Genomic DNA, 12,969 nt, shown 5'->3' on the forward strand with positions numbered 1-12,969 from the left:
GTGAGCCCACCGCCACGCCACGCACCCGGCACAGGCGAGCGGCCCGGGCGATCGGCTCGCCGCGCGCGACGGACGGTCCTGGCCTGCGGGACGCATCATCCGCCACCGCGCCGCGCGCCACAGCAGAGGCGCTCGCGCGCGCCGTCGCCCGCCCGCTGGTGCCGTGATCGCTAGCCGACGACGTCGCGCAGCCAGTTGCGCAGCACGGTGGCGCCGGCGTCGCCGGACTTCTCCGGGTGGAACTGGGTGGCCGCGAGCGGGCCGTTCTCCACGGCCGCGACGAAGTCCTCGCCGTGGTGGGCCCAGGTGACGAGCGGCGGCTTGAGCACGTCCGACTCCTCCAGCTCCCAGCGCCGCACGCCGAAGGAGTGCACGAAGTAGAAGCGCGTGTCCGCGTCGAGCCCGGCGAAGAGGCTGGATCCGGCCGGGGCGCGCACGGTGTTCCAGCCCATGTGCGGCAGCACGTCGGCCTTGATCCGCTCCACGGTGCCGGGCCACTGCCCGCACCCTGTGGTGCGCTCGCCCCACTCCACGCCCAGGTCGAACAGCACCTGCATGCCCACGCAGATGCCCAGCACCGGGCGGCCACCGGCCAGCCGCTGGTCGATGATGCGCGGGCCGTCGACGCTCGCCAGCCCGGCCATGCAGGCGGCGAAGGCGCCCACACCCGGGACGACGAGCCCGTCGGCCTCCAGCGCGGCATGCCGGTCCGCCGTGACCGTGACATCGGCGCCGACGCGCCGCAGCGCGCGTTCCGCGGAACGCAGGTTGCCCGATCCGTAGTCCAGCACGACGATCCTCGACACGGAACCAGGGTACCGACGGCCCGCTCGACCTCGTGGTTCAGGAACTTCCGGCGCGCGACCACAGCTCCACGGGATCGTCGCCGGGCCGGAACCCACAGCTCAGCGCCATCTCCGCCGCGGCGACGAACCCGTTCGCGAGATCGCGGGGCCGGTGCGCGTCGCTGCCGAACGAGACGGTCGCGCCGCCTGCGTCGCCCCACCACCGCACCAGCTCCGGGGCGAGCGGCACCCTCGTGTTGATCTCGAGGGCGCGCCCGCTGGCGGCGAGGACTGTGAGCACGTCGCGGAACTCGTCCTCGAAGTCGGCCGGCCGGAACGGTTCCCCGCCGGCCGGCCAGTGCCGCACCGGGTAGTCGATGTGGGCGAGCACCGCGAACGGCGCGTCGGAGGCGGCCATCCGGCGGGCCTCGGCCAGGTAGTCGCGCACGACGTCGGCGGCCGGCCTGGCGAGCACAGCGTGGTCGACCAGCCGCGGCTCGTCCCGCCCGCCCACCGAGTGCACCGACCCGAGCACCCGCTCGAACCGCCCACCGTCGAGCAGCGCGGCCGTCTGCTCCGGGTGCCAGTGCGGCTCCGACAGCTCGACGCCGGTGAGCACGCGCAGCCCCGGGTACCGCTCCCGGCAGCGCTGCACGCAGGCGAGGTAGCCCTCGACGTCCAGGTCGCGCGGGGCGATCCGGCCATCAGGGCGCAGCCACCGGCGCAGCACGTCGGACATGGGGTCCTCGGCCCGCACGACCCACGGCGTGAGGTCCGCGTGCTCGGTGAAGGCCACCGACGGCAGCCGCAGCCGAGCAGCCCGCTTGCAGGTGGCCTCCATCGCCCCGTGGACCGCGTCCCACGACCACTCGGTGTGGACGTGGTTGTCGCCCGGCAGCGACGCGCGACGGAACCTCAGAGCGTGCCCTTCGTCGAGGCGATTCCGGTGATCCGCGCGTCCGGTTCCACCGCGGCGCGCAACGCCCGGGCGATCGCCTTGTACTCGGCCTCGGTGACGTGGTGGGGATCCCGCCCGTCCAGCACGCGGACGTGCAGGGCGAGGTGCCCGTGGAAGGCGAGCGACTCGAACACGTGCCGGTTGAGCACGGTCGGGTAGTGCCCGCCGACGACGAAGCCCTGCATCACGTCCGGCTCGCCGGTGTGCACGGTGTACGGGCGGCCGGAGACGTCGACGACGGCCTGGGCGAGCGCCTCGTCCATCGGGATCCAGGCGTCGCCGAAGCGGCGGATGCCCTTCTTCTCGCCGAGCGCCTGCCGGATCGCCTGCCCGAGCACGATCGCGACGTCCTCGACGGTGTGGTGCACGTCGATGTGGACGTCGCCGGAGGCGCGGACCGTGAGGTCGAAGGCGCCGTGTTTGCCGAACGAGTCGAGCATGTGATCGTAGAACGGCACACCCGTGGCGATCTCGGTGGTGCCGGTGCCGTCGAGGTCGATCTCGACGAGCACCTTCGACTCCTTGGTGGTCCGCTCCACGCGGCCGATCCGGGTCACCGGCTTGTCTCCTGGTCTACGACGTCGATGGCTACCTGCAAGAACGCGTCGTTCTCCTCCGGCGTGCCGATCGTGACACGCAGGTGCTCCGGGATGCCGACGTCGCGGATCAGCACCCCTCGGTCGAGGAAGGCCCGCCAGGCGCGCGACGCGTCGTTGAACCGGCCGAACAGCACGAAGTTGGCGTCGCTCGGCACCACGTCGTAGCCCGCGGCGGCGAGCGCGGGCACCACGCGCTCGCGCTCGGCCCGCAGCAGCGCCACCGAGCCGAGGGTGGCGTCGGCGTGGCGCAGCGACGCGCGTGCGGCGGCCTGGGTGAGCGCCGACAGGTGGTAGGGCAGCCGGACGAGCTGCAGCGCGTCGACCACGGCCGGCGCCGCCGCGAGGTAGCCCAGCCTGCCGCCCGCGAACGCGAACGCCTTGCTCATCGTGCGGCACACGACGAGCTTGTGGGCGTGGGTGCCGAGCAGGCTGATCGCGCTGGGCCGGTCGGAGAACTCCGCGTATGCCTCGTCGACCACCACCATCCCGGGAGCGGCGTCGACCAGCACCGCGAGCTCGTCGGGGTCGATGCTCTGCCCCGTGGGGTTGTTCGGGCTGGTCAGGAACGTGAGGTCGGGGGCGTGCTCGCGCAGCACCGACGCGGCCTCCCGGACGTCGAGCGAGAAGTCCGAGCGCCGCGGCGCGGGCAGCCACTCGGTGCGCGTGCCCGAGGCGATGATCGGGTGCATCGAGTACGACGGCTCGAACCCGACCGCGACCCGCCCCGGGCCGCCGAACGCCTGCATGATCTGCTGCAGCACCTCGTTGGAGCCGTTGGCGGCCCACAGGTTCGCGCACGTCAGCGGCACACCGGTGGACGCGGCGAGGTAGTCGGCGAGGTCGGTGCGCAGGCCCACCGCGTTGCGGTCCGGGTAGCGGTGCAGCTCCTCCGCGGCCGTGTGCACGGCCCTGGTGACGTCGGCGACGAGCTCGGGTGGCGGCGGGTACGGGTTCTCGTTGGTGTTGAGCCGCACCGGCACGTCCAGCTGCGGAGCGCCGTAAGGGCTGCGGCCCCGCAGGTCCTCGCGCAGCGGCAGCTCGTCGAGGGTGACGTCGGCGCCGACGGTGTCCTGGCCGAGAGCGTTCTGCACCGCCGTCATCGGGCGAACCTCGCGCTCACCGCTTCCCCGTGGGCGGGCAGGTCCTCCGCCCCGGCGAGGGTGACGACCTGGTCGGCGACCTCGCGCAGCGCGTCCTCGGTGTACTCGACCACGTGCACGCCCTTGAGGAACGTCTGCACCGACAGGCCCGCCGAGTGCCGGGCGCAGCCGCCGGTGGGCAGCACGTGGTTGGAGCCCGCGCAGTAGTCGCCCAGCGACACCGGCGCGTACGGCCCGACGAAGATCGCGCCCGCGTTGCGGACGCGCAGCGCGACCTCGCGCGCGTCGCGGGTCTGGATCTCCAGGTGCTCGGCGGCGTAGGCGTCGACGACCGCGACCCCGGCGTCCAGGTCGGCCACGAGCACGACGCCGGACTGCGGCCCGGTGAGCGCGGTGCGGATGCGCTCGCTGTGCTTGGTGGCCGCCACCCGCGCCTCCAGCTCGGCCTCGACCGCGTCGGTGAGCTCTTCGGAGGTGGTGACCAGCACCGACGCCGCCGACGGGTCGTGTTCGGCCTGGCTGATCAGGTCGGCCGCGACGTGCACCGGGTCGGCGGTGTCGTCGGCCAGCACCGCGATCTCGGTGGGGCCGGCCTCCGCGTCGATCCCGATCAGGCCGCGCAGCAGCCGCTTCGCGGCGGTGAGGTAGATGTTGCCAGGCCCGGTGACCATGTCGACCGGCTCCAGCTCGGCGCCGTCGGTGTCGGTGCCGCCGTAGGCCAGCAGCGCCACCGCCTGCGCCCCGCCGACCGCCCACACCTCCTCGACGCCCAGCAGCGCCGCCGCGGCCAGCACCGTGGGGTGGGGCAGGCCGCCGTGCTCGGCCTGCGGCGGGGAGGCCAGCACGATCGACCCGACCCCTGCGGCCTGCGCCGGCACCACGTTCATGACCACGCTGGACGGGTAGACCGCCAGTCCGCCCGGGGCGTAGAGGCCGACCCGCTGCACCGGCAGGAACCGCTCGGTGACGGTGCCGCCGGGCGCGACCCGGGTGACGATGTCGCTGCGGCGCTGGTCGGCGTGCACCGCCCTGGCCCGCTCGATCGCCGTCTCCAGCGCCGTGCGCACGGCCGGGTCGAGCGCGGCCAGCGCGCCCTGCGAGGTCTGCACCGGCACCCGCACCGCGCTCGGTCGCACGCGCTCGAACCGCTCCGCGAACTCCAGTGCCGCCTCCACGCCGCGCTCGCGCACCGCGTCGACGATCGGCTGCACCTGGTGCACCGCCGCGTCCACGTCCTGCTCGGCCCGCGGCAGCAGGCCGCGCAGGCGGGCGGTACGGGGCAGGGGTGCACCACGCAGATCGAGTCGCCGAAGCATGCCGTCCAGCGTAATCCGCTGCGAAACACGCACCTCGGAGCCGTACTGCTGTTCCTGGCCGTCAGGTGGGGAGCATCACGTGTCCGCGTAGCAACTCCCTGCTCCCGCGATCGCCAGGCCCTCGCGGTCACCGTCGCCGAGACCGGTCGTCTCCGACGTGGCGTGCATGACCTGGGTGGGGTCCTCGACGTGGTCCAACCCGACCAGGTGCGCCAGCTCGTGCAGCATGATGCCCCGCGCCACCGCCGCCCTCCCGGGATCGGCGAGCGCAGCGCTGAACCATGCGCGGTTGAGCCCGACCCAGCCCGTCACGTAGCGCGCCGACCACGGTGTGCCCGACGGGGCGACCACGTACCGGGACGCGACGCCGTGGACCTCCTCGTCGGGGTAGGCGACCTCGGCTTGTCCACCGGGTCGACGAGCACCGGCGCCCACCGGTCGCCGTAGCGCTGCGGCTGGACCGGTTCCCGGTCGTCGGCCACGCGCTCGGTGGTGACCCGTCGTCGACGAAGGCGAGGCCGGTGGCGGCGCTGATCTCCGCGAGGTCGGAGTAGCGCGAGTCGGCCGGCTACGGCGGGTACTCCCGGCCGGCTTGCGGAGGCGGGTCCGGGGTGCCTGCCGCAGGGCTCGCCGACCCGGGCACCACGACGACCCCCGGTGCGACCAGCCGGAACGCGGTCGGCGCCACGACGACCAGCACGACCGCGATCGCCACCCCGGCGGTGATGTAGACGCCCTGGCGTCGCGGCCCCGCGACCGGCCCCTGCCGCCGGCCACGACGCAACGCCTGCAGTTTTGCCACGAACCCCACGCGCCCCCCTCTTCCGGGCGGATTGTCACGGAAGTGCCGGGGAGCGTAAGCGCGGCCGAGTTGCAGCATGGCCACCTTCATGCCATCTCGTTGCGTGATGGTGGCCATGCTGCAATCCGGAAGCGGGCCCGCCCCGCCCTCTGCGAAGGTGCCGGTATGGCGATCACTTCTTACCCGCACGTCGCTCTGGTGACCGGCGCCAACCAGGGCATCGGCGCCGCCACCGCCATCGCGCTGGGCCGCCGGGGCACCGGCGTGCTCGTCGCCTACTTCCGTCCCGGCGACGACGAGGGCCAGCCCGCGGAGTACAACCGCCTGCGCCGCGGCGACGCCACCGACGTCGTCGCGGAGATCGAGCGGGCCGGCGGGCGGGCCCACGCGGTGGAGGCCGACCTGAGCGACCCGGCGAGCCCGGCACTGCTGTTCGACGCCGCCGAGGAGCACCTCGGGCCGGTCGACATCCTGGTCAACAACGCCAGCGGCTGGATCCAGGACACGTTCAAACCCGCGGAAGTGGATCGGTTCGGGCGGCCGATGCGAGCGGTCACGGCGGAGACGTTCCGGCAGCAGTTCGCCGTCGACGCGATGGCGCCCGCGCTCCTGATCGCGGAGTTCGCCCGCCGCCACCGCGCCCGCGGCGGCACGTGGGGCCGGATCGTCGGGCTCACGTCCGGCGGGCAGCACGGCTTCCCCGACGAGGTGTCCTACGGCGCGGCCAAAGCGGCCCAGGAGAACTACACGATGTCGGCGTCGGTGGAGCTGGCGCCCTACGGGGTGACCGCCAACATCGTCTACCCGCCCGTCACCGACACGGGCTGGGTGAACGACGAGGTGCGCGCCGGCGTCGAGGCGAGCACCGAGCACACCCACGTGGCCACTCCGGACGAGGTGGCCGAGGTGATCGCCTGGGTCGTGTCGGAGGAGGCCCGTTTGCTGAACGGCAGCATCGTGCGCCTGCGTTAGCCCGTCGCCCGGGACGGCTCATCGGGCGCGCCTGCTCTGGCGCGACCTCCACAGCAGTAACCCGCGCGACAGCCGCATACCGCTGCTGCAGTGGGCGCGGGCCATGCCGCTCGGCGGGGAACCAGCCGATGTCGTGGCCGAGATCACGAGATACGACGAATGGCTCGCGCCGAATACCGACGTTCCCAAGCTGCTGATCACGTTCGAACCCGGCCCCGGAACGATGATGGGTCCGGCGCTCGTCGATTGGTGTGCCGCCGACATGGCCGGTCTCGACATCGCCGAGCACGAGCTCGTCGCCGGCCATCACACCCCGGAAGACCAGCCCGCCGCGATCGCCACGGCCATCGCTTCCTGGATGGACGAGCACGATCTGCGAGGAGGTGCCGAAGGATATCCGCGTGCCACCGCCGCGGCGAACGTCGTTCTCGCGTGAAGCCCATGACCCCGCTCCCGGTCACGAGGACCGCAGGTCCAGCCCCAGGTCGAGAGCGCGCACCGAGTGGGTGAGCGCGCCGACCGACAGGTAGTCGACGCCGGTCTCGGCGTAGGCCCGCGCGCTGGCCAGCGCGAGCCTCCCGGAGGACTCCAGCTTCGTCGGCCGGTCGCCCCGCCGCCGGACGGCCTCGCGCGTGCGATCGACGTCGAAGTTGTCCAGCAGCACCAGCTCGGCCCCGAGCGCGAGCACCTCGTCGAGCTGGTCGAGGGTGTCGACCTCCACCTCGTACGGGAGGTCGGGCGCCGCGGCCCGGGCGGCGGCGAGCGCGGCGCCCACCGAGCCTGCGGCCGCGACGTGGTTGTCCTTGATCAGGACGGCGTCGCCCAGCCCGAGCCGGTGGTTCACCCCGCCGCCGCAGCGCACTGCGTACTTCTCCAGCAGCCGCAGCCCGGGCAGGGTCTTGCGGGTGTCGCGGATGCGTGCGCCGGTGCCGGCCACGGCGTCGACCCAGGCCGCGGTGGCCGTGGCGACCCCGGAGAGGTGGCAGAGCAGGTTGAGCGCGGTGCGCTCCGCGGTGAGCAGCCCGCGCACGGGGGCCCGGACGGTCAGGGCGGAGTCGCCTGCCGCGAGCCGGTCGCCGTCGGAGCGGGCTTGCAGGACCTCGTAACCGCCGACGACCTCGTCGAGGACCACGCGCACCGCGGGGAGACCGGCCAGCACGCCCGGCTCGCGCGCGGCGAAGGCCGCCACTGCCACGGCATCGGCCGGCACGGTGGCCGCCGTCGTGGCGTCCGGGCCGTAGCGCAGGTCCTCCTCGAGGGCCGTCGCCACGACCCGCCGCAGGTCGGCGAGGTCGGGACCCACCAGCGCGGAGCTCGCATCGACACCAGCCGTCCCGGTCATGCCGCCACCGCCGTCCCGGCCTGGACCACCGGCCGACCGTCGGCGTCGAGTGCGAGCTCGAGGCTCGCCCGCTGCCACCGGTCGTCGCGGTCGGGGAAGTCGGTGCGCACGTGGCAGCCGCGGCTCTCGGTGCGGGTGCCGGCAGCGGCGAGCACGGCCTGCGCGAGGAGGGTGAGCGCGGCGTCCTCCACACCCGCCCGGTCCACGGGAACGCCCACGGCCGTGGCGGCCTCCACCCGGTCGGAGGCCGCGGCGAGGCCTGCGGCGTCGCGGCCGATTCCCGCCGCCGACGTCATCGCCTGCTGGACGACCTCGCGCGGCGCGAGCGGCACCGCGGGCGACGCCACGAGGCACCCGCCCGCGGCAGGCCGGAGGCCCTGCCGGTCGGCCGCCACCGCCCGCGCCGCCCTCGCCCCGACGACCAGCCCTTCCAGCAGCGAGTTGGACGCGAGCCGGTTGGCGCCGTGCAGGCCGGTGCGGGCCACCTCGCCCGCGGCGTAGAGCCCGGGGACGGACGTGCGGCCGTGCAGGTCGGTGACCACGCCGCCGCACGCGTAGTGGGCGGCCGGCGTGACGGGGATGGGCTCGCGCACAGGGTCGATCCCGGCGGCCCGGCACGCCGCGTTGACGGTCGGGAACCGGCGGGCGAAGTCCGGGAGGGCCGTCGCGTCCAGGTGTACGCAGTCGGCGCCCGTTGCGGCGAGCGTGCGGGTGATCGCCGCGGCCACGACGTCTCGCGGGGCGAGGTCGGCGAGCGGGTGCACATCGGCCATGAACCGCCGGCCCGCGCGGTCGAGCAGCACCGCTCCCTCGCCGCGCACGGCCTCGGTGACGAGCGGCCGCCTGCCCACCGCGGGCCCGGTGTAGAGAACGGTGGGGTGGAACTGCACGAACTCCAGGTCGGCCGCCGTGGCGCCGGCGCGCAGCGCGAGCGCCAGACCGTCGCCGGTGGCCGTGGCCGGGTTCGTGGTGCTCGCATAGAGCTGGCCGTAGCCACCGCTGGCCAGCAGCACCGCGGGCGCGCGCAGCACGCCGGGCCGGCCGGTGTCGTCGAGCACCGCGAGCCCCGTGACCGCGCCGCGCTCGTCGCGCAGCGCGTCGACGGCGACGTGCCCGGCGAGCAGCGGGAGCCGCCGGTCGGTCACGGCTGCCACCAGCGCGCGCTCCACCTCGGCGCCCGTGGCGTCGCCTCCGGCGTGCACCACGCGGAACGCCGAGTGCCCGCCCTCGCGGGTGCGCGCCAGGCGGCCGTCGGCGCCGGGATCGAACAGCGCGCCCCGCGCCCGCAGCCGGGCGACCGCGGCCGGGCCGTCGGCGAGGATCTCCGTGACGGCGGCGACCTCGGACAGGCCCGCGCCGGCGGCGAGCGTGTCGGCGACGTGCGCCTCGACGCTGTCCCCCGGCACGTCCCCGAGCACGACGGCGACGCCGCCCTGCGCGTAGCGGGTGGAGCCGGCGTCGGCGGCGTCCTTGGTCACCACGACGACGCGCAGGCCGAGCTCGGCCGCGTCCAGCGCGGCGGTGAGCCCGCCGACCCCGGACCCGACGACCACGAGGTCCGCATCGGCCTCCCACCGGGGGGTCATTCGCCACCCCCCGGCCGCCCGATCTCGATCATTCGTTGCACGGCGGCGCGGCCGCGGGCGGCGAGCACGGGGTCGACGTGCACCTCGTCGCGGCCCTCGCGCAGGGCGCGCAGCAGCTTCTCCGGCGTGATCATCTTCATGTAGCGGCAGGACGCGCGGTCGTTGACCGCGCGGAAGTCGATCTCCGGCGCGGCCCGGCGCAGCTGGTGCAGCATGCCGACCTCGGTTGCCACCAGCACCGACTTCGCCTGCGAGCTGCGGGCAGCGTCGAGCATCCCGCCCGTGGAGAGGATCTTGACCCGGTCCGCGGGGACCGCGCCGGTCCCGGCGAGGTAGAGCGCGGAGGTCGCGCAGCCGCACTCCGGGTGGACGAAGAGCTCGGCGTCCGGGTTAGCCTGCGCCTTCGCGGTCAGGGTCGCGCCGTTGATGCCGGCGTGCACGTGGCACTCCCCCGCCCAGACGTGCATGTTCTCCCGCTCCAGCACGCGGCGGACGTGTGCGCCGAGGAACTGGTCGGGCAGGAACAGCACCTCCTTGTCGGCCGGGATCGAGGCCACGACCTCGACCGCGTTGGACGAGGTGCAGCAGATGTCGGTCTCGGACTTCACCGCGGCCGTCGTGTTGACGTAGGAGACGACCACCGCGCCCGGGTGCTCGGCCTTCCAGGCCCGCAGCTGCTCGACGGTGATCGAGTCGGCGAGCGAGCAGCCGGCGGCGGCGTCGGGGATCAGCACCGTCTTGTCCGGGCTGAGGATCTTCGCGGTCTCGGCCATGAAGTGCACGCCGCAGAACACGATCGTCGACGCATCGGACTCGGCGGCGATGCGCGAGAGCGCGAGGGAGTCGCCGGTGTGGTCGGCGACGTCCTGGATCTCGGGCAGCTGGTAGTTGTGCGCCAGCAACACGGCGTCGCGGCGGCGGGCCAGTGCGCGCACCTCGTCGGCCCATCCGGGTTCCAGCGACCCGCCGAGCAGGGGCTCGGCGATCGTCGGGCTTGCGGTCATGACCCCTCCTGGTTTTCGACTCTCAGTCGGAAACGGTAGCGATCGTAACAGCGAGCGCGCCGCCGCACCCCCTCCGCGTGACCGGGAACTCATCCCGGCGCAACCCGGTGTTCACGCCGGGTATCGCGGCCGGCACCCTACGATCCGACCATGACGCGCCCGACCGAGCACGAGGTGCTCGCCGCGGTGCTGCAGATCCGGGACGGTTGCCTGCAGGTGCTCGCCTGGCAACGGGCCCGCGAGCCCGACTCCGGGCGGTGGGCCCTGCCCGGAGGGCTCCTCGGCGACGACGAGGACGTCGAGCGGTCGGTCCGCCGCCAGCTCGCGGAGAAGGTCGACCTGCGCGAGGTCACCCACGTCGAGCAGCTCGGAGTGTTCAGCCGACCGGACCGGGTGCCGGACGTCCGCCGGGTCGCCACCGCGTTCCTCGGGCTCGTGCCGTCCGACGCCGACCCGGCCGTGCCCCCGGACACCGCATGGCACCCGCTCGCCGCGCTCCCCCCGACCGCGTTCGACCACGCCGTGATCGTCGCCGACGCCCGCGACCGGCTGCGCGCGAAGCTGTCCTACACCAACCTCGGGTTCGCGCTCGCGCCCCGCGAGTTCACGATCTCCGCCCTGCGGGACCTGTACGTCGCCGCACTCGGGCACCCCGTGTCGGCCACCAACCTGCAGCGCGTCCTGACGCGGCGCCAGGTCCTCGAACCGACCGGCGAGGTCGCCCCGCCCGGGCCCGCAGGGGGACGGCCGGCGGCGCTCTTCCGCTTCACCGAGCGCACCCTGCGCGTGACCGACGCTTTCGCCGTGCTGCGACCACCCATCGCGTCGGGCGAAGCGACCCGCGGGGTCGTACCGTAACGGCGTGGCCGAGACGCTCCCGCTGTTCCCGCTGGGCACGGTGTTACTGCCCGGAGCCACGCTGCCACTGCACGTCTTCGAGCCGCGCTACCGGCAGCTCACCGTGGACCTCGTCACGGGCACGGTGCCCGACCGCGAGTTCGGCGTCGTCGCCGTCCGGGAGGGCTGGGCCCCCGACGACGACGGCATCGCAGGGCTGCACACCGTCGGCTGCACCGCGGTGCTGCGCGACGTCCAGCGACTGCCCGACGGCCGCTTCGACCTCGTCACCAAGGGCGCACGCCGGTTCCAGCTGCTCGACGTCGACACCGAGTCGAAGCCGTACCTGATGGGTTCGGTGGAGCCCCTCCCCGACGACCCCGCCGACGATGCCGCGGTCGGAGAGCTCACCCGCATCCTGTCCACCGCCGCCCGGGCCGCCCACCGCCGTTACTGCACCGCCGCCTGGCGGACCGGCGAATGGGCCGAACCGGAACCCGACGTCGAACCCGGCACGCTCCCGCACGTCCTCGCCGCGGACTGCCTGCTCCCCATCGGCGACCGCCAGCGCCTGCTGGAGCTGACCTCCCCGATCGAGCGGCTACGACTGGTGCGCGTGCTCCTGGCCCGGGAGGCCGGCCTGCTCTCCGAGCTCAGGGCGGTGCCTGCGCCGATCACCACCTACGCGGTGGACCACAGCGTCAACTGAGTACGCCGATCGCTTCCGCGGCCCACGAACGATCGCGACCTGCGCCATCGCCACCCCGCCGAGCATCACCGCGCCGCCCAGTACCTGAGCCGCCGCGAGCCCCTCCCCGATGACCAGGTAGGCCAACCCGGCGCCCACCACGACCTCGAGGGTCAGCACCAGGCTCGCCGCGGTCGGCGGAAGCAGCCGCTGCGCGGCCACCGCGAGCAGCACGCCCCCGGCCGTCCCGACCAGCCCGACCCACGCCACCAGCAGAGCCGCCGGCACGGCGGTGCCGTTCAGCTCCACGTGCCGCGCGAGCGCGTCCAGCGGGAACGGCGCGATCGCTCCGGTCAGGAGCAGGGCTCCCGCGCTCACCGTCGTGCCCCACGCCGCCAGCACCAGCGGGTCGTGGCGGCGCAGCCCTCGATCGGCCAGCACGAACCGCGACGCCATGGTCGCCGCCGCGAGCAACCCGAGCACGACTCCGATCCCGTCCAGCGTGACCCCCGCCCAGAGCCGCGCGACCATCGCGAGCCCCAGGAGCGTGCCCACGATGCCGACCCACACCAGGCCCGACACCGGCTCCCGTCGCACGAACCGCACCCAGAGCGCCACCAGCACCGGGGCCAGGTACTCCAGCAGCAACGCCACCCCGACCGACAGCCGGGACAGCGACATCATGAACACCAGCTGGTTGGCCGCGAGGCTGATCACGCCGTAGGCGCCGACGAGCCACCAGTCCCGCCGCGCCACGCCGACCCGGCCCCGGCGCACCAGCACCGCCACGGCCATCAGCGCCGCCGCGGCGACCACCAGCCGCGCCTGGACCACGTTGACGGCCGGCAGCCCGATGGTTCCCAGTGCCTTCATCGCGACCGCCGCACTCCCCATCGCCAGGGCGGCGCCGAGCGCCAACCACAAGCCCACGAACCGACCGGTCGGGCGCTGCACGCTGGTGTCCATGGGCACCAGCCTGT

At 74.3% G+C, this 12,969-nt stretch carries 15 protein-coding genes; 4 read left to right on the forward strand and 11 right to left on the reverse strand.

The window, feature by feature from the left end; translation table 11 throughout:
- Positions 1 to 170 precede the first annotated feature (170 nt).
- The 7 genes from hisH to FHX44_RS41565 form a co-directional block, all read right to left on the reverse strand.
- Positions 171 to 806, reverse strand: coding sequence for an imidazole glycerol phosphate synthase subunit HisH (gene hisH / locus FHX44_RS41535; protein ID WP_147260761.1), 636 nt, complete (start codon positions 804 to 806; stop codon positions 171 to 173).
- A gap of 37 nt (positions 807 to 843) precedes the next feature.
- On the reverse strand, positions 844 to 1,704 hold the full coding sequence (locus tag FHX44_RS41540; RefSeq protein ID WP_281287969.1) for a PHP domain-containing protein: 861 nt from the start codon (positions 1,702 to 1,704) through the stop codon (positions 844 to 846).
- Positions 1,701 to 2,300 (reverse strand): imidazoleglycerol-phosphate dehydratase HisB, encoded by a 600-nt coding sequence (gene hisB / locus FHX44_RS41545; protein WP_147260763.1) that lies wholly within the window; start codon positions 2,298 to 2,300, stop codon positions 1,701 to 1,703. Before hisB ends, FHX44_RS41540 begins: the two co-directional genes overlap by 4 nt.
- Positions 2,297 to 3,442 (reverse strand): histidinol-phosphate transaminase, encoded by a 1,146-nt coding sequence (locus tag FHX44_RS41550; RefSeq protein WP_147260764.1) that lies wholly within the window; start codon positions 3,440 to 3,442, stop codon positions 2,297 to 2,299. The genes hisB and FHX44_RS41550 overlap by 4 nt, the downstream gene beginning before the upstream one ends.
- Positions 3,439 to 4,758, reverse strand: coding sequence for a histidinol dehydrogenase (gene hisD, locus FHX44_RS41555; protein WP_147260765.1), 1,320 nt, complete (start codon positions 4,756 to 4,758; stop codon positions 3,439 to 3,441). Before hisD ends, FHX44_RS41550 begins: the two co-directional genes overlap by 4 nt.
- Before the next feature lie 75 nt (positions 4,759 to 4,833).
- Positions 4,834 to 5,193 carry a matrixin family metalloprotease gene (locus FHX44_RS41560; RefSeq protein ID WP_147260766.1) on the reverse strand — a complete coding sequence of 120 codons (360 nt, stop codon included), beginning with the start codon at positions 5,191 to 5,193 and terminating at the stop codon, positions 4,834 to 4,836.
- 133 nt (positions 5,194 to 5,326) lie between these two features.
- Positions 5,327 to 5,569 carry a hypothetical protein gene (locus tag FHX44_RS41565; protein WP_147260767.1) on the reverse strand — a complete coding sequence of 81 codons (243 nt, stop codon included), beginning with the start codon at positions 5,567 to 5,569 and terminating at the stop codon, positions 5,327 to 5,329.
- A 156-nt stretch (positions 5,570 to 5,725) separates the two neighbouring features.
- On the opposite strand from FHX44_RS41565, the gene FHX44_RS41570 reads away from it, so the two are divergent.
- Together FHX44_RS41570 and FHX44_RS41575 are read left to right on the forward strand one after the other, a co-directional pair.
- A complete protein-coding gene (locus FHX44_RS41570) occupies positions 5,726 to 6,532 on the forward strand; it encodes an SDR family NAD(P)-dependent oxidoreductase (protein WP_147260768.1) in 807 nt (268 codons plus the stop codon).
- A 133-nt stretch (positions 6,533 to 6,665) separates the two neighbouring features.
- Entirely contained in the window at positions 6,666 to 6,968 is a 303-nt protein-coding gene (locus FHX44_RS41575; protein ID WP_212612899.1) for a hypothetical protein, read from the forward strand.
- A gap of 21 nt (positions 6,969 to 6,989) precedes the next feature.
- Here the strand turns inward: FHX44_RS41575 and nadC are convergent, their stop codons facing one another.
- From nadC to nadA, 3 genes are read right to left on the reverse strand one after another with little or no spacing between them, the layout of a single operon-like run.
- Entirely contained in the window at positions 6,990 to 7,874 is an 885-nt protein-coding gene (gene nadC, locus FHX44_RS41580) for a carboxylating nicotinate-nucleotide diphosphorylase (RefSeq protein WP_147260769.1), read from the reverse strand.
- Positions 7,871 to 9,460 (reverse strand): L-aspartate oxidase, encoded by a 1,590-nt coding sequence (locus FHX44_RS41585; RefSeq protein ID WP_147260770.1) that lies wholly within the window; start codon positions 9,458 to 9,460, stop codon positions 7,871 to 7,873. Before FHX44_RS41585 ends, nadC begins: the two co-directional genes overlap by 4 nt.
- A complete protein-coding gene (gene nadA / locus FHX44_RS41590) occupies positions 9,457 to 10,464 on the reverse strand; it encodes a quinolinate synthase NadA (protein ID WP_147260771.1) in 1,008 nt (335 codons plus the stop codon). The genes FHX44_RS41585 and nadA overlap by 4 nt, the downstream gene beginning before the upstream one ends.
- A gap of 150 nt (positions 10,465 to 10,614) precedes the next feature.
- Here nadA and FHX44_RS41595 point away from each other — a divergent pair, with 150 nt between their 5' ends.
- A complete protein-coding gene (locus FHX44_RS41595; protein ID WP_147260772.1) occupies positions 10,615 to 11,322 on the forward strand; it encodes an NUDIX hydrolase in 708 nt (235 codons plus the stop codon).
- Positions 11,323 to 11,326: 4 nt separating this feature from the next.
- Entirely contained in the window at positions 11,327 to 12,010 is a 684-nt protein-coding gene (locus FHX44_RS41600; RefSeq protein ID WP_147260773.1) for an LON peptidase substrate-binding domain-containing protein, read from the forward strand.
- On the opposite strand, the gene FHX44_RS41605 is transcribed toward FHX44_RS41600, so the two are convergent.
- Complete coding sequence (locus FHX44_RS41605; RefSeq protein WP_147260774.1) at positions 11,903 to 12,955, reverse strand: EamA family transporter; 1,053 nt, start codon at positions 12,953 to 12,955, stop codon at positions 11,903 to 11,905. The two genes, FHX44_RS41600 and FHX44_RS41605, sit on opposite strands and share 108 nt — an antisense overlap.
- Between the last annotated feature and the right edge of the window lie 14 nt (positions 12,956 to 12,969).

This window comes from Pseudonocardia hierapolitana (genome assembly GCF_007994075.1).
Lineage (GTDB): Bacteria > Actinomycetota > Actinomycetes > Mycobacteriales > Pseudonocardiaceae > Pseudonocardia > Pseudonocardia hierapolitana.

What these genes read in the sequence shown, in the direction of transcription:
- FHX44_RS41605 (WP_147260774.1), bottom strand. Translation starts at nt 12,955, where the DNA reads ATGGACACCAGCGTGCAGCGCCCGACCGGTCGGTTCGTGGGCTTGTGG.
- FHX44_RS41595 (WP_147260772.1), top strand. Translation starts at nt 10,615, where the DNA reads ATGACGCGCCCGACCGAGCACGAGGTGCTCGCCGCGGTGCTGCAGATC.
- FHX44_RS41570 (WP_147260768.1), top strand. Translation starts at nt 5,726, where the DNA reads ATGGCGATCACTTCTTACCCGCACGTCGCTCTGGTGACCGGCGCCAAC.
- hisD (WP_147260765.1), bottom strand. Translation starts at nt 4,758, where the DNA reads ATGCTTCGGCGACTCGATCTGCGTGGTGCACCCCTGCCCCGTACCGCC.
- nadA (WP_147260771.1), bottom strand. Translation starts at nt 10,464, where the DNA reads ATGACCGCAAGCCCGACGATCGCCGAGCCCCTGCTCGGCGGGTCGCTG.
- FHX44_RS41550 (WP_147260764.1), bottom strand. Translation starts at nt 3,442, where the DNA reads ATGACGGCGGTGCAGAACGCTCTCGGCCAGGACACCGTCGGCGCCGAC.
- FHX44_RS41585 (WP_147260770.1), bottom strand. Translation starts at nt 9,460, where the DNA reads ATGACCCCCCGGTGGGAGGCCGATGCGGACCTCGTGGTCGTCGGGTCC.
- nadC (WP_147260769.1), bottom strand. Translation starts at nt 7,874, where the DNA reads ATGACCGGGACGGCTGGTGTCGATGCGAGCTCCGCGCTGGTGGGTCCC.